At 70.7% G+C, this 18079-nt stretch carries 17 protein-coding genes; 8 read left to right on the top strand and 9 right to left on the bottom strand.

Annotation, left to right across the window (positions count from 1 at the left end; translation table 11 throughout):
• A partial coding sequence (locus tag ACJA3G_RS03945; RefSeq protein ID WP_406551446.1) for a rhamnogalacturonan acetylesterase occupies positions 1 to 726 on the top strand: 726 nt, incomplete at its 5' end.
• A gap of 28 nt (positions 727 to 754) precedes the next feature.
• Positions 755 to 2065 (top strand): polysaccharide lyase family 1 protein, encoded by a 1311-nt coding sequence (locus tag ACJA3G_RS03940; protein ID WP_406551445.1) that lies wholly within the window; start codon positions 755 to 757, stop codon positions 2063 to 2065.
• 78 nt (positions 2066 to 2143) lie between these two features.
• Here the strand turns inward: ACJA3G_RS03940 and ACJA3G_RS03935 are convergent, their stop codons facing one another.
• From ACJA3G_RS03935 to ACJA3G_RS03905, 7 genes are all read right to left on the bottom strand, one after another.
• Complete coding sequence (locus ACJA3G_RS03935; protein ID WP_406551444.1) at positions 2144 to 5062, bottom strand: glycoside hydrolase family 48 protein; 2919 nt, start codon at positions 5060 to 5062, stop codon at positions 2144 to 2146.
• A gap of 280 nt (positions 5063 to 5342) precedes the next feature.
• Positions 5343 to 5777, bottom strand: a complete 435-nt coding sequence (locus ACJA3G_RS03930; RefSeq protein ID WP_406551443.1) for a GNAT family N-acetyltransferase — start codon at positions 5775 to 5777, stop codon at positions 5343 to 5345.
• A 90-nt stretch (positions 5778 to 5867) separates the two neighbouring features.
• Positions 5868 to 6572: a DUF6766 family protein gene (locus tag ACJA3G_RS03925; protein WP_406551442.1), complete on the bottom strand. Its 705-nt coding sequence runs from the start codon at positions 6570 to 6572 to the stop codon at positions 5868 to 5870.
• A gap of 82 nt (positions 6573 to 6654) precedes the next feature.
• Positions 6655 to 7170, bottom strand: coding sequence for a hypothetical protein (locus tag ACJA3G_RS03920; protein ID WP_406551441.1), 516 nt, complete (start codon positions 7168 to 7170; stop codon positions 6655 to 6657).
• A gap of 170 nt (positions 7171 to 7340) precedes the next feature.
• The gene (locus tag ACJA3G_RS03915; protein ID WP_406551440.1) at positions 7341 to 7541 is read right to left on the bottom strand and encodes a hypothetical protein; all 201 of its coding nucleotides are present in this window, start codon (positions 7539 to 7541) and stop codon (positions 7341 to 7343) included.
• A gap of 101 nt (positions 7542 to 7642) precedes the next feature.
• Positions 7643 to 8131, bottom strand: a complete 489-nt coding sequence (locus tag ACJA3G_RS03910) for a hypothetical protein (protein WP_406551439.1) — start codon at positions 8129 to 8131, stop codon at positions 7643 to 7645.
• The gene (locus tag ACJA3G_RS03905; RefSeq protein WP_406551438.1) at positions 8128 to 10617 is read right to left on the bottom strand and encodes a molybdopterin oxidoreductase family protein; all 2490 of its coding nucleotides are present in this window, start codon (positions 10615 to 10617) and stop codon (positions 8128 to 8130) included. Before ACJA3G_RS03905 ends, ACJA3G_RS03910 begins: the two co-directional genes overlap by 4 nt.
• Positions 10618 to 10870: 253 nt before the next feature.
• Between ACJA3G_RS03905 and ACJA3G_RS03900 the strand changes: the two genes are divergently transcribed.
• From ACJA3G_RS03900 to ACJA3G_RS03880, 5 genes are all read left to right on the top strand, one after another.
• Positions 10871 to 11524 (top strand): diguanylate cyclase, encoded by a 654-nt coding sequence (locus ACJA3G_RS03900; RefSeq protein WP_406551437.1) that lies wholly within the window; start codon positions 10871 to 10873, stop codon positions 11522 to 11524.
• 200 nt (positions 11525 to 11724) lie between these two features.
• Positions 11725 to 12111, top strand: coding sequence for a VOC family protein (locus ACJA3G_RS03895; protein WP_406551436.1), 387 nt, complete (start codon positions 11725 to 11727; stop codon positions 12109 to 12111).
• The gene (locus tag ACJA3G_RS03890) at positions 12108 to 12749 is read left to right on the top strand and encodes a TetR/AcrR family transcriptional regulator C-terminal ligand-binding domain-containing protein (protein WP_406551435.1); all 642 of its coding nucleotides are present in this window, start codon (positions 12108 to 12110) and stop codon (positions 12747 to 12749) included. Before ACJA3G_RS03895 ends, ACJA3G_RS03890 begins: the two co-directional genes overlap by 4 nt.
• Before the next feature lie 218 nt (positions 12750 to 12967).
• A complete protein-coding gene (locus tag ACJA3G_RS03885) occupies positions 12968 to 13834 on the top strand; it encodes a DUF72 domain-containing protein (protein ID WP_406551434.1) in 867 nt (288 codons plus the stop codon).
• Positions 13835 to 13958: 124 nt separating this feature from the next.
• Positions 13959 to 15140 carry an alcohol dehydrogenase catalytic domain-containing protein gene (locus ACJA3G_RS03880; RefSeq protein WP_406551433.1) on the top strand — a complete coding sequence of 394 codons (1182 nt, stop codon included), beginning with the start codon at positions 13959 to 13961 and terminating at the stop codon, positions 15138 to 15140.
• Between the two features lie 102 nt (positions 15141 to 15242).
• Here ACJA3G_RS03880 and ACJA3G_RS03875 read toward each other — a convergent pair whose 3' ends face one another.
• Positions 15243 to 16256, bottom strand: a complete 1014-nt coding sequence (locus ACJA3G_RS03875; protein ID WP_406551432.1) for an SDR family NAD(P)-dependent oxidoreductase — start codon at positions 16254 to 16256, stop codon at positions 15243 to 15245.
• A gap of 129 nt (positions 16257 to 16385) precedes the next feature.
• On the opposite strand from ACJA3G_RS03875, the gene ACJA3G_RS03870 reads away from it, so the two are divergent.
• The gene (locus ACJA3G_RS03870) at positions 16386 to 17030 is read left to right on the top strand and encodes a flavodoxin family protein (RefSeq protein WP_406551431.1); all 645 of its coding nucleotides are present in this window, start codon (positions 16386 to 16388) and stop codon (positions 17028 to 17030) included.
• Between the two features lie 41 nt (positions 17031 to 17071).
• Here the strand turns inward: ACJA3G_RS03870 and ACJA3G_RS03865 are convergent, their stop codons facing one another.
• The gene (locus tag ACJA3G_RS03865; RefSeq protein WP_406551430.1) at positions 17072 to 17872 is read right to left on the bottom strand and encodes a SigB/SigF/SigG family RNA polymerase sigma factor; all 801 of its coding nucleotides are present in this window, start codon (positions 17870 to 17872) and stop codon (positions 17072 to 17074) included.
• Positions 17873 to 18079 lie beyond the last annotated feature (207 nt).

The raw sequence follows: 18079 nt of genomic DNA, 5'->3' as shown, positions 1-18079 counted from the left end.
CACGCGACCCCGGGAGCCCCCCGCCGTAGGCCCACCCTCCACATCGCGGGTGACTCCACGGCCGCCCAGAAGTACGCGGACGCGGCCCCGGAGACCGGCTGGGGCATGGCCCTGCCGTTCTTCCTGCACACGGGCCTGCCCGTCGCCAACCACGCCGTGAACGGCCGCAGTTCCAAGAGCTTCCTCGACGAAGGGCGCCTCACCGCGATCCTCAAGGTGATCCGGCCCGGCGACCTCCTGCTCGTGCAATTCGGCCACAACGACGAGAAGAGCACCGATCCCACCCGCTACACGGAACCCTGGTCCACCTACCAGGACTGTCTGCGCGAGTACGTGGACGGGGCGCGTGCCCACGGGGCGCGGCCGGTGCTGCTCACCTCCGTGGAGCGCCGCAAGTTCGACGCCGAGGGCACCGCGCACCCCACCCACGGCGACTACCCGGCCGCGATGCGGGCCCTCGCCCGGCAGACGGACACCCCCCTGCTCGACATCCAGACCCTGTCGCTGGCGCTGTGGCAGCGGCTGKGGGCGGAGGAGACGAAGAAGTACTTCAACTGGACCGCCACGGAACAGGACAACACCCACTTCAACCCGCCGGGCGCGATCGCCGTGGCACGCCTGGTGGCCCGGCGACTGCGCGATCAGCGCCTGCTGGCAGCCGGTGACCTGCGACGCCTGGACGACACCGTCCCCGCGTCCTGGATCACCTGGCCCGCCGCCCCCTGACCCGTACCGCCCTCGCGAGGAGAAACGTATGACGCGCACACCCCAGAGGCGATCCCACCGCGTGGCCGCGACGGCCGCCTGCGCGGCGCTGGTGCTCGCCCTGACAGCCACCGCGGGCACCGCCCACGCCCACAGCCGCGACCCGGGCCGGCAGTCCCTGCCCGCGGGCGACGGCTGGGGGTCGACCGGCTCCGGCACCACGGGCGGCGCCCGGGCCGACGCCGCGCACGTCTCCACCGTCACCACCTGGGACGGGCTGAAGGCCGCGCTGCGGGAGGGCGGCGACAGCCCGAAGATCATCCGGGTGAGGGGCACATTGAACGCCACCGCCGACGGCTGCGCCGCCTTCGCGGCCGAGGGGTACGACTTCGCGCGCTACCTCGCCGACTACGACCCGGCGGTATGGGGCCACGACAAACCTGTCAGCGGTCCGCAGGAGGACCTGCGCGCCGCCTCGGCCGCCCGCCAGAAACCCGCCATCACCGCCGACGTCCCGTCCAACACCACCATCGTCGGTGTGGGCGCGCACGCGGGAATCGTCGGCGGCAGCCTCCAGATCAAGGGCGTCGACAACGTCATCGTGCGCAACCTGACCCTGGAGAGCCCCCTCGACTGCTTCCCCCAGTGGGACCCCACCGATGACAACAGGACGGGCGCCTGGAACTCCGAGTACGACAGCGCCGTCGTCCACGGCTCCACCCATGTGTGGATGGACCACAACACCTTCACCGACGGCGCCCACCCCGACAGCACCCTGCCCACCTACTTCGGCAAGATCTACGAGCAGCACGACGGCGAGCTCGACATCGTCAAGGGCGCCGACCGTGTGACGGTCTCCTGGAACGCCTTCAGGGAACACGACAAGACCCTCATGATCGGCAACAGTGACGGCGCCGCCGCCACCGACGCGGGCCGACTCAAGGTCACCCTCCACCACAACCTCTTCGCCGGCATCGTCGAGCGCGCCCCGCGCGTCCGCTTCGGCCAGGTCGACGCGTACAACAACCTGTACAGGGTCACCAAGGAGCAGAAGTACCAGTACGCCTTCGGGATCGGCTACCAGTCCCAACTCGTCGCGGAGAAGAACGCGTTCGTGCTTCCGGACGGTGTGTCCGCCGCGAACATCCTGAAGAAGTGGAGCGACGCGCCGGTCACCGCCGACGGCAACTACGTCAACGGCCGCGTGGTCGACCTCATCGCCGTCCACAACGCGCAGTCGCCCGGCGACGTGTTGCGCTCCGGCGCCGGGTGGACGCCCACCCTGCGCGCCAGGGTGGACGACCCGCGCGTCCTGCCCGGCCTCGTCGGCAGGCGGGCGGGCGCGGGAGGGGCCGGCTGATCCCCGCGCACGGAGGAGGGCCCCGGTCCGTCCGGCGGGGCGGGCGAGACGGACCGGGGCCACGGAGCTGTCAGCTGGCTATTCGAGCAGCTCCGCGTAGGCGCCCATGGCCATCGCGATGTCGGCCTGGGCCCAGAACCGGTGGTAGGTGAAGACCGGGGCGGCGCCGCCCGCGAGATACGTCTCGATCTTCGACCAGGCCGGGTCGTTCTTGTAGAAGGAGCGCAGGGAGGTGAAGGTCGACGTGGAGTCGATCTTGTCGCCGTTGGGCATGGTCCCGCTCCAGCCGCTCGGCACGTACACCGGGTCGGCGAACCGCTTGTAGTCGGTGCGGGTCTCGGGCACGGCGATGCCCAGCGCGTCCTGGTTGTGGTCCCACATCCCGTCGATCAGCTTCTTCGCCATCGTCTTCGCCGCCGTATTGCCGGACTTGGCCCCGTAGTAGGTCAGGGTCTTGGCGTAGGCGGCGGCGACACCCACGTCGTCGGTGTAGTCGGCGACGGTGACGTGCAGGCCCGCGTTGGTCCCGGGGGAGGCCGCGTTCCAGGTGTCGGGCTTGCCGGACCACTGGAGGGTGGCGGGGATGCGGTAGGTGCCGTCGGGGTTGACGGTGGTCCTGGACAGCGCCCAGGTGACCCACTTGTCCAGAACGGCCTTGGCGGCGGTGTCACCCGTCTGCTGGTAGTACTCGGCGACCCGCTCCATCGACCAGGCCTGGAAGCCGAACCACTGGTTGGAGGGCGGGTCGTGGTAGACGGGTGCCTCGTCGTAGAACATGCCGTAGAAGGTGGGTGTGCCGGCCGGTGGGGACGCGTACCGGCCCTGCCAGCTGTTGGTGGCGCCGCCCGCGATGGCGCCCTCGTCGGACTGCAGCCAGCGGTAGAACTCCAGTTGCCGCTTGAGGCTGGTGCCCCAGTCCGCGGAGCCGGTGGCCGACTTGGGCTTCAGATCGGCGTAGGAGCTGAGAGCCCACGCGGCCAGGGGGTTCTGGTAGCCGCCGTGCACATGGCTCGAACCGATGCGCCAGGCCCAGCCCGCCGAGGTGTCGGTGGCGCCGCCCCAGGCGTAGTACCAGGACAGCAGGTAGCTGGAGCTGTTCTTGCCGCTGCCGGCCGGGCAGGTGGTGGGCCCGACGCAGTTGCCCTGCTGCTTGAAGTACTTGTCGTACATCGCGTACCGCAGATAGTCACCCATCTTCGCCGCCTTGGCGACGGTCGCGGTGACCGAGGCGCCCTTGCCCTGCTGTTTGGCCCACACGTCCGCCCAGTAGGCGGCCTGTACGGCGCGTGCGTCGGCGTCGGGGGCGTCGGTGAACTTCCACTGCTTGGCGTACGAGGAGTCCTTGGTGAACAGGTCCAAGTACCCGTTCTTCCCGCCGTACTTGAAGGTGTCGCAGGTGGGCTGCGGCACGGTCTCCCAGACGGACTCCTGGGGACCGCGCTGGAAGGTGTTGATGTACGAGGGCCCGGCCACGGCCGGCCCGCCCTCGCAGGTGCCCGGCGCGTTGCCGTAGCCGTAGACGTTGTCGACGTCCTCCAGCCAGTGCATGCCGTAGATGTCGTCGGTGCCGTACGCGCTCTTCAGCTCGCCCGCGATGGGGTCGTTCCCGACGGGGACGGACGGGTCGAGCTGCGCCGGGTACTGGGACGGCAGGTCGCCTTCGGGCGCGTAGGTGGCCGGCTTGGAGGCGTTGTAGAAGGAGTTGGTGGGCTGGTCGGCGTGGCCGGGGATCATGTACTTCTCCATGATGTCCCAGGCACCGTTGAACTTGGACCAGTCCCCGCTGACCTTGCCGTACATGGCTTGCAGCCAGATCAGATAGCTGTACGCCTCCGAGGTCGTCTCGTGCCCCTGGTCCGGCGCCTCCACGATCAGCGTCTCCACCGAGTGGTACGGGATGCCCTTGGGTGAGAAGTAGCCGTTCGCCGGGTCGGTGATCTTCCCGTAGAGGGCGAGGAAGCGCGCGTCATAGGTTTTGGACGCGGCGATCTCGGTGGCGGTGACCTCGGCCCTGGCGTGGCCGGGCGCCGTCGCGGTGAAGACGGCCGCTCCGGTGCCGGAGGCGTCGGCGGTGACCGTCGCCTGCTGGGCGGTGTTCCAGTTGGCGGGGGTGAAGACCAGGCTCGCGCCGGACGTGAGGGAGAGCCCGGTGTTGCCGGAGGTGCGGGAGATGCCGACGGTCACGTTCGCAGTCGGCTGGGTGGACAGTTTGACGCCGAACGTCGCCGACTTGCCCTGCTGGACGGAGAGCTGGGCGGGCGAGGCGACGACGGCGGGCCCGCTGGTGACGTGGATGCCGACGGGCGCGGACTCCGCCGAGGCTCCGAGGCTGTCGTAGGCCTTGGCGTACAGCGAGTAGTCCCCCGCCGCGAGCCCGGTCGCGGAGAAGGTGTAGGGCGCGGTGGTGTCGGTGCCGAGGAGGGTGGTGTCGCTGTAGAACTCCACCTTGCCGATCGAGGCCCCGTCCGCGRCGGCWGCCGYCGCGGCGAGCGGCACCGGGTCCCCAGCCGTATACGTGGCGCCCGCGGCGGGACTGGTCAGCACGGCGACCGGGGGCTGGTGTGCGCCGTTGCAGGGGTTGCCGTTGAGGGCGAAGTCGGTGGGGGCCGTGTTGGTGCCGCTGTAGGTGAACTGGCCGCCCGTGGTGACGGCGGCGCCCGCGGCGATGGTCTTGTTCCAGTCGGCCGCCTTGACCGTGACGGTCCGCGCGGACTGCGACCAGGCGCCGTTCCAGCCGTTGGTCAGCTGCTGGTTGCCCGTGTAGGCGTACGTCAGTGTCCAGCCGTCGATCGCGGCGGAGCCCCGGTTGGTCACCGTGATGTCGGCGGTGAATCCGGAGCCCCAGTCGTTGGTCTTGTAGTCGACGCTGCACTGGAGGGAGGCGGCGTGAGCCGCGGGGAGAGCGCCGGCGGTGATCGCGCCGAGGGGCAGCGCGAGCACGGCGGCGTAGGTGAGGAGACGACGCGGGCCTGGCCTGCGTCTGGTGCGCGAGGGCATGTGGGGAACACTCCAAGCGGCTCGGGGACGAGGGCACGGTGCGGGGGATGTGCGCGAGCTTTGAACCTGTGGGAGCGCTCCCAAAGTGCAGGAGGGATTGCGGGGATGTCAAGGGGGCGTTTCGCGATGCGGGATCGCGGGTGTACGCGTGGGGCACGCGGCAACTCCCGTTGCGCGAGCGTCGGTTGGGGCACCACTGACGCAACGGGCACACATCACAGCGAGAGCGCGCCCGCCGTCCCGCGAACGCGCCCTCGACTCTCCCTTACCGGCTAGCCGTTCATTCCGCGGCACTCAGGACCATGAAGGTCTCGGGGTGGGGAACGGGGGTGAAGCCGACCTTCGCGTACACCTCGTGCGCGTCGAGCGTCGCGAGGAGTACCCGCCTGAGACCGAAGGGCGCGAGGTGGTCACGGACCGCCTCGGCGAGCCGGGTACCCAGCCCCCTGCCGCGGTGGTCACGGGCGACATAGACGTCGCACAGCCAGGCGAACGTCACCCGGTCGGTGATGACACGGGCATAGGCGACCTGCTCGCCGCCGGCACCGTAGAGGGCGAAGGTGAGTGATGCGCGTATCGTCTCCTCGACCTGCTCCCGGCTGCGCCCCTTGGCCCAGTAGGTGTCGGTCGACAGCCACCGGTGCACGGTCGCCACGTCGAGCCGGTCCGGATCGGTGGAGAGCTCGTATGCGTCGTTCCCGCTATCGCTGATCATGCGGCGCCAGCGTAGTCACGCTACTTGGAGTTTCCAAGTAAATTTCGAGAGAACGCTGAGCGGGGGTTACGGGCCCTTCCCCCGCACGCGTCAGCCCTCGATGCCCGTGGCGCTGTGGGGCGCGCCGACCGGCTTGGACTCCGGGGAGCCGCGCTGGCGCAGATACACCGAGAGGATGACCATCGAAGCGACCGCAAGGAGTTCGGACTGCCAGTTCTGCAGGGTGCGGGACCAGAACTCGGGCGATCCCAGATACGCGCCCCAGCCGATCGGGTCCTGGAGCTGCCGCAGTTGCTGTTCGTTGTGGGCGGCCACTCCCGAGATCGACTGGGCGAGCCAGGACAGCAGGAACACCAGGCCCATGAGCAGGCCGAGCGAACGGGAGTAGACCCGTTGGCGCCAGTCCTTGGTACCGGCCCAGCGCGGCGAGTCCTCGCGCGCGTGGTCGCCCATCCGCTGGTCGCGGTCGGACTCGGGCCCCTTCTCGTGCGGCTTCTTCGACTCGGGGGAGCCCCGCTGGACGAGCCAGACGGTGCCGAAGATGTACAGGAAGAACTGGAGGAATTCCGACTGCCAGTTCTCGGTGACGTCGACGGCGAAGTCCGAGGACATCAGGTACTCGCCGAAGCTCAGCTGCTGGTAGTCGCCCACGGAGAGCTGTTCGTTGAACTCGGCGTGCCCGGAGAGCGCCTGGCCCAGAAGGGTGAGCAGGAACGCCGTGCCGAAGGCCAGGGTGAGGCTGTTGTCCTTCCAGAAACCGCCCCGGCGCTCGCTGCGCCGGCTCTGCGAGGTCATCGGTACATCGCTCCGATCGCGATGAAGTATCCCAGTCCGCCGAAGAGCACGACGAGACAGATGACGAAGAGTGCGCGCATGTTCAGCCGCCCTTCACGACACAGCGGTAGGGCTTGTCGCCGCCCCGGGGCGTACAGCCGGCCGCGACGACCTTCCACCCGGCGCGGAACTGCGACAGGAACAGCTTCTGGCCGCCCGCGTCGAGTGACGCCTGCCGTCCGTACACCTCAGGACTTCCCGCGGGCGCGGCCGTGGGCAGCTGTTGGCCCCCGAGCGCCTGACCGCACCGCTGCTTCTCGTCCTCCTCCAGCTGCTGCCGCGTCCGGGGTGCCAGAAGGCCGCACGCCGCCGGGTAGTCGCGTGCTGCCACGGCACGCTGGAAGGCCCGGCCCGCGTCGCGGGCGCCGTCGACCCGGCCCGAGGTCGCCCCGCACGCCGTCAGCAGGGCGCCGATCACACCTGCGCAGACCGCGGTTGCCACCCCTCGGCGCAGGGCCGGTACCGGTCCGCGGGGCGGCCGGCGCAGAGCCCGGCCGGTGGCCGTCGGGGCGTCCTGCCTCCTCGTGTGGTCCTCGCGCGGGAGCGCGGTCGCGTCCACGGAACTCCTCCCAGGCGCAGACTCGGGGCGAAACGTTTCGCTATCTCTACCCGCCAGGGGCGACGGGCGGCGCTCAAGGGCATGCTGTTCCCCCGTCCGGCCCAGCCGGAGAACGCGCCCGGCAGGGGCGACACGCGCGTGGACCGTGCCGGGCAAAGGACGGCGCCCGCTCAGGCCGCGTCCGAGTGGCGGCCCGCGGCCCGCGGGCGCGTGACGGTGTCCTGCTTCCCTCCGGGGAGGAGACGCAGATGGCGGGTGCGGGCATGGCGGCGGGCCGACTGCGGGCCGCGCGTCAGCCAGTCCTCGACACGGTCCATGCCGTACAGCAGCGCTGCGACGGCGGGCAGCAACAGGCACGCGACGATGAACATGGTTCCGGACTCCTCCAGAAGACGGCCGTTCCCGGGTGCCCTCATCGCTGCGGGCCACGGGCCGGTCGTGTGAAGGTCCGGTGACGGTTCCGGTACGCCGTCTACAAGGACGTCAGGATCTGCGGCGACAGAATTTTGATCATCGTGTTGGTCCAGCGCATCTGCCGCAGTGTCCGCGGGTGGCAGGACGAGACGAGCTGAAGGAGACCGGCGTCCCTGGACGCCTGCGCGGCCTGCCCGAGCATCTCCCAGGAGAGCGAGTTCTCCGACGCGGCCAGATGCAGATCGCGCAGGTCGCGCAGGAGGAGCAGGCCCGGCTCGGGTCGGCGTCCCATCGTTTCGGCGGTCTTCTCCCTCAGCGTCGTCAGGAAGCCGCCCGGAGATTCGCCGGGGCCGCTCAGGTCGAGGTCATGGTCCCGGGCGGTGTCGGCCAGCCGCTGGACATGCTCGCGCGACCAGGTGGCGAGGTCGAGGGCGACATGGTGGATCTCCTGCTCGGTCCGGTGGCGTTCGGCCACGGTCAGCAGTTCCCTGGCCAGCCGGCGCTCACCGTGGTGGGCACCGCGCAGGACGATCTTGATGCCGTTCACGCGCCGGCTCCGTTCCGCTCGCGCCACTCGGGGCCTTCGGTCTGTCCCGCGTGGGCCGAGGGCCCTCCCTCGGTGGCGGGTACACCCGCCGGGCGCGCGGGGGCGGACGCCGTCGTGGTGGGCGCGGGGGCACTGGCACCGCCGCCTCGTTCCACCAGGCGCAGCGCCGCCGCGGCGGTCTTGAACAGCGGCTGCTTGGAGACGGGATCCCAGTCGGTGATCGTGGTCTCGTTGGCGGCGCGTCCCGGTGTGCCGTCCCCGGGGCCGTGCCCTGTCGGCGTGTCCCAGTAGCCGTAGTGGAAGGGCACGAACAGCAGACCGGGACGGATGTCGGTGACGCGCAGACGGGCCCGCAGCGCGCCACGGGGGGTGGCGACCTCCATCAGGTCCCCTTCGTGGAAGCCGAGCCCGTCCGCGTCCACCGTGGAGGCCTCCACCCACACCTCGGGGGCGGCGGAGTTGAGCTGGGGCGCCCGGCCGGTCTTCGTACGGGTGTGGAAGTGGTAGATCGTCCGTCCGGTGGTGAGCTGGAAGGGATGCTCCTCGCTCGGTGCCTCGTGCGGCGGCAGATACGCGGAGGGCTTCAGCATGGCTTTTCCGTCCGGGTTGGCGGCCCGGTAGTCGACCGCCTCCTGGGACGCGCCGGTCACCAGGTCCTTGCCGTACGACTCGCACACCTGCGGACCGGCCCAGCTGATCCCGTCGGTGTAGAGGCGCTCGGTGCCCTCGGGGAACCTCTCGTTGCACGGCCACTGGATGCCGCTCGTCCCGCGCAGCTTCTCGTGGCTGAGACCGGTGTAGTCGCAGGGGCGGCCGGCGCTGCACCGCTTCCACGCCTCGAACGCCGACTCGGGGTCGTGCCAGGTGATCAGGGGGCCGCCGTCCTTGTCGCGGAAGTCCATACGGGCCGCGTAGTCGAGGAAGATGTCCAGGTCCGGTTTGGCTTCGCCGGGCGGTTCGACGGCCTTGTCCGACAGGTGTACGGTCCGGTCGGCGTTGGTGAGCGCGCCGGTCTTCTCCCCCCAGGTGGCCGCGGGCAGGACCACATCGGCCAATTGGGCCGTCTCGGTCAGGAACAGGTCCTGGACCACGACGAACAGCCGTTCCTGGGCGAGGATCGAGCGGATACGGCCGAGTTCGGGGAGGGAGACGGCGGGGTTGGTGCCGCTGATCCAGAGCATGCGGATCGAGCCCTGTTCCGCGTAACGGAACATCTGCATGGCGTGGGTGGGCGGTCCGTAGTGCGGGATGGTCTCGGGCTCGACGTTCCACACCTTCGCCAGGTCGGCGACGTGCGCGTCGTTCTGCCAGTTGCGGAAGCCCGGCAGGTCGCCGTTGGCGCCGCACTCGCGGGTGTTCTGCGCCGTGGGCTGCCCGTTCATCTGGAGCACTCCGGCACCCGGGCGGCCGAGCATGCCGCGGATCAGATGCAGATTGTTGACCTGTACCGCGGCGGCCGTGGCCTGATGCGACTGGTAGACGCCCTGGAGGACCGTGGACAACAGGCGCTCGGCCGAACCGATGATGTCCGCCGCCCGCCTGATGCGGTCGACGGGGACGTCGCAGATCGCGGCGGCCCACTCCGGTGTGCAGTCCTCGACGGCCGCCGCCAGTTCGTCGAAGCCGACCGTGTGCGCGTCGATGTACTCCCGGTCGATGTGACCGGCGCGGATGACCTCGTGCAGCAGGGCGTTGAGCAGGGCCACATTGGTGCCGGCGCGCGGCGCGAGATGCACGGTGGCCTTGCGCGCGACCCGCGTCGGCCGGGGATCCACGCAGATCAGCCGGGGAGGGTCGGTGCCGTCCAGCCGGTCGAGGATCCGCATCCACTGCACCGGCTGGGTCTCGGCGATGTTGTGGCCGAACAGCACCATGACGTCCATGTGGTCGATGTCGTCGTAGGTGCCCGGCTGGCCGTCGCAGCCGAAGGACTCCTTCAGCGCCTCGCCCGCCGTGGCGGTGCACAGACGTGTGTTGCCGTCCAGGTGGTTGGTGCCGATACCGGCCCGGGCCAGCACGGCGAGCGTGTAGTACTCCTCAAGGAACAGCTGTCCGGAGGTGTAGAAGCCGATCGACCCCGGGCCCCTCTCGTCCAGGAGTTCCCTGGACCGCGCGACGACACGCTCCATCGCGGTGTCCCAGTCGCACTCGACGAGCCGCCCGCCCTCGCGGATCAGCGGCCGTGTCAGCCGGTCCGGGGAGGAGTTCGCCTGCCACCCGAAGAGGTCCTTCGGGCCCAGACGGCCGTGGTTGACCCGGTCGGCCGCCCGGCCGCGCACCCCTACGATGCCGCCGTCCTTCACGGCGATGTCCATCGCGTCACCGTCGGAGTGGAGGATCGAGGCGGACTGCACCCAGCGCTGCACGTCGTCCGGCTCCACCCCCTGGGCCAGATGGGTGTCCACCCGGGTGGGCCACGCCTCGTGTCGTCCGTACGGTGTACGGCTGCCCCAGGGCCGCGCGATCCGGTCCACCGAAGCGTCCACGCTGCCTCCCAGCGACCACCCGCGGCGCCCGGCGCGCCGACCGGTCATCGGTACCCGCCCTCGTCCGCGGGTAACACGGACGCCGCATCCGTCACCCTCCGGCCGCGGCAAGGGGACCCGGCGTGCTCGGTGCTTGCGGTGCTTCCGGTGGTCGGTGTTTTCGGCGCGCGAGGCGGGTCACCCGAGGGGAGGCTTGTCCCGCACGGAGAAGATCAAAGCGTAACCACGCGACGAGAAGGCGAGACGTACTGCCATGCCGAGTCCCCACGCGCTCACCGCACTGCCCGCCCGCGCCTGGACCCGTTGGCGACAGGGCCGTGACCTCCCCCTCTCCGAGCCCGTGTCCGGAACCGAGGACGCCAACCGGCGGTTCCTGCTCTACGGCGTACTGCCCCTGTGGGTCGTGCCGGGGCTCGCCGACTGGTGGATGCACCGGCGTACCCGGATCGAGGACACCTCGGGCGTCCGTGAGTCGGCCGTGCATGCCCTGATGATGACCGAGGCCGGTCTCCCCGTGACCATCGGGCTGCTCGCGAAGATCAACCCGCTCGTCCTCTCCACCATGGGCGGCGCCGCGCTGGCCCACGGCGCCACCGCGCTCTACGACGTCAGCCTCGCCACCAAGGAGCGCGAAGTCCGGCCGATCGAGCAGCACATCCACAGTTTCCTGGAGGTGCTGCCGTTGACGGCGATGGCCTTCACCGCCTGTCTGCACCCCGAGGCGGTCAAGGCGACGCTCCGGGGCGGCCCCGGGCCCGACGACTGGAAACTGCTGCCCAAGGACAGGCCCCTGCCCCTCGGTTATCTGGCGGCCCTGGCCGCCACCATCACCGTGGGCGTGGCGCTTCCGTACGCCGAGGAGATCCGCCGCTGTCTGCGGGCCCGTCGCGAGCGGCCCACCACCTGACCAGCCCCTCGCTGAGGCCGGGTTCACCGCGCCGACAGACGAGAACCAGCCAACCCCGCACGCTCGCGCGGAACTTCGGCACTCCGGGCAGCGGGACGCCTCGCCTTCAGCCCTTCCCAGTGGGCCTCTCCCGTTGTTACGATCCGGGCCGGTTCGGAACCAGATCCCGAGCGGACCCGCTTACCCGAGAGGCTCAACCCATGCTGCGTGTCAAGGACTTCGACCACATCGTCCTCAACGTCCAGGACGTCGAGCGTGCCCTCGCCTTCTACACCGGGCCGCTGGGGCTGGAGCCGGTACGCGTGGAGGAGTGGCGTGCGGGCAAGGTCCCGTTCCCCTCGGTCCGGATCAACGCGAACACCATCATCGACCTGTTCGACCGGCCGCGCGGCGAGTCCAACGTCGACCACATCTGCCTCGTCGTGGACCCGCTGGACTGGCAGGAGGTCATCGACTCCGGCACGCTCGACGTCCTTGAGGGCCCCGTGCCGCGCTTCGGCGCACGCGGCTCCGCCAACTCCGTCTACGTCAAGGACCCGGAGGGCAACACGGTCGAGCTGCGCTGGTACCCGCAGGACGCCGAGTGAGCTCCGGGGGCCGGCCGCGCGACCCCGCGATCGACACAGCCGTCCTGACCGCCACGCTGGACATCCTGCGAGCCCACGGATACTCGGGCTTCGCGATGGAAACCGTGGCGGGGCGGGCGGGCACCACCAAGGCGGCGATCCGCCGCCGTTGGCCCCACCGCCAGGACCTGATCATCGACGCCCTCGCGTCGATCCTGGCCGTGCCGCCGGTGCCCGACAACAACTGCACCCGCTGCGACCTGACACAGAGTGTGCGGCTCCTGGACGCGGCGCTGCACGAGCGGCTGCCGCGCGGTGTCCTGGCACCGCTGGTCGCCGACTGCGCCCACGACCCGGAGCTGCACCGGCGCCTCATCGACCTTCTCGTACGGCCCAGTCGGCAGGCCGCCACGACCGCCGTCGAACGGGCCGTCGCCCGGGGCGATCTGCGCCCCGACGTCGACCCCGACGTGCTCGTCGACCTGCTCGCCGCCTCCGTCTACCAGCGGGCCCTCCTCGGCGGGGCGACTACACCCCGCCCCTCGGCCGCGGACATCGTGGACCTGCTTCTGCGCGGGGCGGCCGTCGACTTCGACCGGCTGGTCCGCATCAGCCGCACACCGGCCCATCTGCGCCACCCCGCCACGGTCCACGCGTGATGTCCAGGGGCTGGGTGCAGCCCCTGAGTGGGGCGGCACGGCTCCTCGTCGAAGGGGGCGCCCACCGCGTGTGACTGGGTGCCAGGTGTACGGGAGCGTCTCGGGGTACTGGAGATACGTCCGCCCTGACCGGGGACGGACCCCGGGCGACCCCGGGCACACCGACCAGCGCCCATGGCGCGCGTCCACCCGGAGGCGTCCATGCCCCTCTCCCGATCATGACCGGCATCATCCAGGTGGGAGCCTGTTCCTGGGCCAACCCGGAGCTCGCGTCCTCCGGTTGGTATCCGCGCGGCTTCCGCAACGCCGAGGGCCGGCTGCGCCACTACGCCTCGCGGTTCCCCGTCGTCGAGGTCGACTCCACCTACTACGCCCTGCCCAGCGCCCACAACTCCCGTATGTGGGCCGAGCGCACGCCCGCGGGTTTCACCTTCGACGTGAAGGCGTTCGCCGCCCTGACCGGCCACCCCTTCCCCGCCCGCGCCCTCCCGGCCGAACTGCGGCCGGCCGGACCCCCGAACGCCCGGCTGCGTCCCCATGAGCTTCCCCGCGGGATGCTGGACGCGCTGTGGGACCGGTTCCACGAGGGCATCGAGCCGTTGCGCGCGGCCGGGCGGCTGGGCAGTGTGCTGTTCCAGTTCCCGCCCTGGTTCCGGCCCAGCGAGGAGGCGAGGGCCCGTATCGAGGAGTGTCGCAAGCGGTCGGACGTGCCGGTCACCGTCGAGTTCAGGCACGCGAGTTGGCTCACCGGCCGACAACTGGACGCGACCGTACGGTTTCTGTCGGAGCTGCGGATACCCCTGGTCGGAGTGGACGCCCCGGGGCTTCCCCCGGTCGTCCGGGCCACCTCGCCACAGCTGTCCGTCGTACGGTTCCACGGCCGCAGCCCCGACTGGGGCACCGGTTCGAAGGAGGAGGCCTACCGGCACCGCTACACGGTCGAGGAGCTGGAGTCCTGGGTCCCGCGCCTGCGCGAGCTCGCCGAGAGCAGCGCCCATGTGCATGCGCTGTTCAACAACTGCTGCGGGGACGCGGCGGTGCGAGCCGCCGAGACCATGACAGAGCTGCTGGCAGCGGGGGCGTGACGCGAACACCGGTACGGTCGGCGCCGCGCGTTACCCCTCTCCCGCGACGGGCACCCGGACCGCGAGAACGAAGGCCCGGGCCATGAGCGGCCCTGGACAATCGCGACGGCAGGAGCGGCACATCATGCGCGCACTTACTTGGCACGGCAAGCGGGACGTCCGGGTGGAAACCGTTCCCGACCCGCGCATCGAGAAGCCCGACGACATCGTCGTACGGGTCACGTCGACCGGGATCTGTGGGTCCGACCTGCATCTGTACGAGATCTTCGGACCATATCTGGACCCGGGCGACATCCTGGGCCACGAGGCGATGGGCATCGTCGAGGAAGTCGGACCGGAGGTGTCGGAGCTCAGCCCGGGCGACCGCGTGGTCATCCCCTTCAACGTCAGCTGCCGTGACTGTTTCATGTGCGACCAGGGGCTCCACTCCCAGTGCGAGACCACCCAGGTCCGTGAGCGGGGCATGGGCGCGTCGCTCTTCGGCTACACCAAGCTGTACGGGCAGGTACCGGGCGGACAGGCGGAACTGCTGCGCGTCCCCTTCGGCAACAAACTCCCCATCAAGGTCCCCGAGGGCCCGGCGGACGACCGTTACGTCTACCTCTCCGACGTCCTGCCCACCGCGTGGCAGGCGGTCGAGTACGCGGACATTCCCGAGGGCGGCACGGTCACCGTTCTGGGTCTCGGTCCCATCGGCGACATGGCCACCCGTATCGCGCAGCACCGGGGCGCCCGGACCGTGATCGGCGTCGATCTCGTCCCCGAGCGGCTCTCACGCGCCAGCGCACACGGTGTGGCCTGCCTCGACGCCCGGCGCGGAGGTGAGGTGGCGGAGGCCGTCCGCGAGCTCACCGAGGGGCGCGGCACCGACGCCGTGATCGACGCCGTGGGCATGGAGGCGCACGGAGCGCCGTTCGCCAAGGCGGCGCACTGGGTGACCGGGCTGCTGCCCGACGCGGTGGCGCAGCCGCTGATGGAGCACGCGGGAATCGACCGGCTCGCGGCCCTGCACACCGGCATCGAGCTCGTCCGCCGCGGCGGCACGCTGTCCTTGTCCGGGGTGTACGGCGGGGCCGCGAGCCCGATGCCGCTGCTGACGATGTTCGACAAGCAGATCCAGCTGCGGATGGGGCAGGCGAACGTATGGCGCTGGGTGAAGGACATCCTGCCCCTGCTCACCGACGAGGACCCGCTCGGTGTCGACTCCTTCAAGACCCACGCCATGTCGCTGGAGGAGGGGCCGAAGGCGTACGCGATGTTCCAGGCCAAGGAGGACGGCATGGTCAAGACGCTTCTCAAACCGTGACAGCCGCGTCGGCCCCCACGTCCCGTCCTGCTCACGTCGCCATCGCCTGACGGCCGCCGGGTCCCGGGCGCGGTCCGGGACCCGGCGGCCGTCGCGGGGTCGCTAGGAGGCGCTCGTGGGCGGCCCCGGGGTCATCTGGTTGTAGCGGCGCGCGGCGCGGTCGTTCATGGCACTGCCCAGCCTGCGGACCTTCTCCGTCCAGCCCCCGCGAGGGACGTCCTTCAGCGCGTGCCCCTGCCGGATGCGCCCTTCCGTGCCCGCTTCGCCGCCCGCGGCCGGCAGGAACCGGTTCGCCACCCCCGCCAGGCGGGTCACCGCGGTCGGGGCCACTCCATGGGCCAGGTCCGCGGCCCGGGCCGTCGGCGTCAGGACGATCCGGATACGGCGGCGCTCCAGCGCCCGCACGATCCGTTCCGCCGCCCGTTCGGCGTCCATCGAGACGATGGGGGCACCCGACAGGCCGGAGAACCAGGCGAACTCGCGGGAGGCCTCTCCCCCGAACTCGGCCTGGAGGTGGGAGCCGGTGCGCATGAGACCCGGATGGGCGGTTGTCACGGAGACACCGGTCCCGGCCAGTTCGCTGCGCAGGCCCTCACCGAGCGCGCCCACGGCCGCCTTCGCGCACGAGTACGGCAGCAGATGGGGAACGGCGAGCAGCGCGCCCACCGACCCGATGAGCCCCAGCCGGCCGCCCGCGGAGCTTTCCCGCAGGTGGGGCAGGGCGGCCAGGGACACCTGGACGGCGCCGTCGAAGATGGTCGCCATCGCGTCGTGGAAGGCGTCGGCGTCGAGCGCCGCCACCGGGGCCACCTGGATGACGCCCGCGTTGGCGACCACCACGTCGAGCCCGTTCTGCTCGGTGGAGACCCTGCGCACCGCCTCCGCGACCGCCGCCTCGTCCCGTACGTCGCACACCTGCGTCAGCGGCACGACCGAGGTGTGCCGCTCGATCCACTGGGCCGCGCGGTCCAGCTCCTCCTCGTCCCGGGCGAGGATGGCGACCTGGCAGCCACGGACGGCCAGCCGGGCCGCGATGAGCAGCCCCAGTCCTCGCGAACCGCCGGTGACCAGCGCGGACTGGCCACTCAGGTCCTTCTTGGATCCGATTCCCACCATGGGTCACACCTCCAGTCGCATACAGCCCGGGTACCCCCTCGGGCCTGTCGAAGACCACAACGGCGGCTTGGCGCGGTGCCCGGGGCGAAAGGTTGGTAGGAAACGGACCAGGGGGGAACTGGTCTGTTCATGGAACAAGCACAGACCACGTCCGAGTCCTCGTCCGCCACCCCGCTGCGCGCGGTCGCCCTGGTGTGCTCGCTGCGCCCCTCCCCCGCGGCCTCCAGCTCCCAGCTGCTGGCCGAGCAGACCATGGAGGCCCTGTCGGAGCACGGTGTCACCGGCAAGGTGATCCGGGTGGCGGACCACGACGTCAGGCCCGGGGTGGAGACCGACATGGGTGACGGGGACGCCTGGCCCGGTATCCGCGACACGATCCTCGGCTCCGACATCCTGATCCTGGCCACCCCGATCTGGCTGGGCCACCCCTCCAGCATCGCCCAGCGCGTCCTTGAGCGCCTGGACGCCGAGATCGGCGAGACCGACGACCAGGGCCGGATGCTCACGTACGGCAAGGTCGCCGGGGTGTGCGTGGTCGGCAACGAGGACGGGGCCCACAAGGTGAGCGCCGACCTGTTCCAGGGCCTCAACGACGTCGGCTTCACCCTCGCCCCCAACGCCGTCACCTACTGGGTGGGCGAGGCCATGCAGGGCACCGACTACCAGGACCTCGACAAGACCCCCGAGAAGACCGCCACCACGACGGCGACCCTGGCCGCGAACACCGCCCACCTCGCCCGCCGCCTCAAGAGCGCCCCCTACCCGGCGGTCTGACCGGGCACGGGGCCCGCACGGTCATTGGGGGCGGCACATCCTCACGCGGCCTCGCCGGGCGCGGCGTACAGGGCCTCGTCGCGCAGATGCTCGCAGCACTGGCGGAGCAGTCGGCAGACGTGCATCTGGGAGATGCCGAGTTCCTGACCGATGTTCTTCTGGGTCATGCCCTGGAAGTAGCGGAGGTAGAGGATCCTGCGTTCACGGTCGGGCAGGGCGTGCAGTCCGGGTTTGGCGGACTCGCGGTCGATGAGGGTGTCTAGCGCCGGGTCCTCGGCGCCGATGGCGTCGGCGAGGGTGGACGGGCTTTCGTTGCCGCTCTGCTCCGCGTCGAGGGAGAGGGCGCGGAAGCTCTGCAGAGCTTCCAGACCGGCCCGGACGTCGGCCTCGCTCAGTCCGGTGTACCGGGCGACCTCGGCGACACCGGGTTCGCCGATCCCGGCGTCCTGCAACGCGTGGCGGGCCTCGCGGACGCGGTTGCGCAGCTCCTGGACGCGCCGCGGTACGTGGACGGTCCACATGTGGTCGCGGAAGTGGCGCTTGATCTCGCCGGTGATGGTGGGCACGGCGTACGCGATGAAGGCCGTGCCGTGGGAGGGATCGAACCCGTCGACCGCCTTGAGCAGCCCCACGGCGGCTGTCTGGCGCAGGTCCTCGACGGTTTCACCCCGATCGCGGTAGCGGCCGGCGAGCCGTTCCGAGAGCGGCAGCCACGCTCGGACCAGCTCTTCGCGCAGGGCGGCGCGTTCCGCTCCGTCCGGCAGGGCGGCGAGCCGTTCGAAGGCTTCGTCGGTGCGGGGGGTGTCGTCATACGTCCGGTGGTTGTTACAGCGAGTGGACATGACTTCCGCTCCTCGGGGAACGAAGGGTTCTCCTTCGGGAGGAACGGGGCGCGGGCCCGGGAAACCGGGTCCCGTCCCCTGTTCCGGGGGAGCGTATGTCCGTCGGCGGGGCGGCTATGCATGTTCGGGGCCCCCAATACGGACCGGTGGGCGAAGCGGCCTCTGTTGAGCAAAGCTGGTGAGAAGGCAACACGGGAAGGGAGCCAC

This window comes from Streptomyces sp. YS-3, assembly GCF_045257485.1.
Classification (GTDB): Bacteria; Actinomycetota; Actinomycetes; order Streptomycetales; family Streptomycetaceae; genus Streptomyces.
The sequence above is the reverse complement of the archived record's forward strand: the minus strand, read 5'-3'. Positions and strand labels throughout refer to the sequence as shown.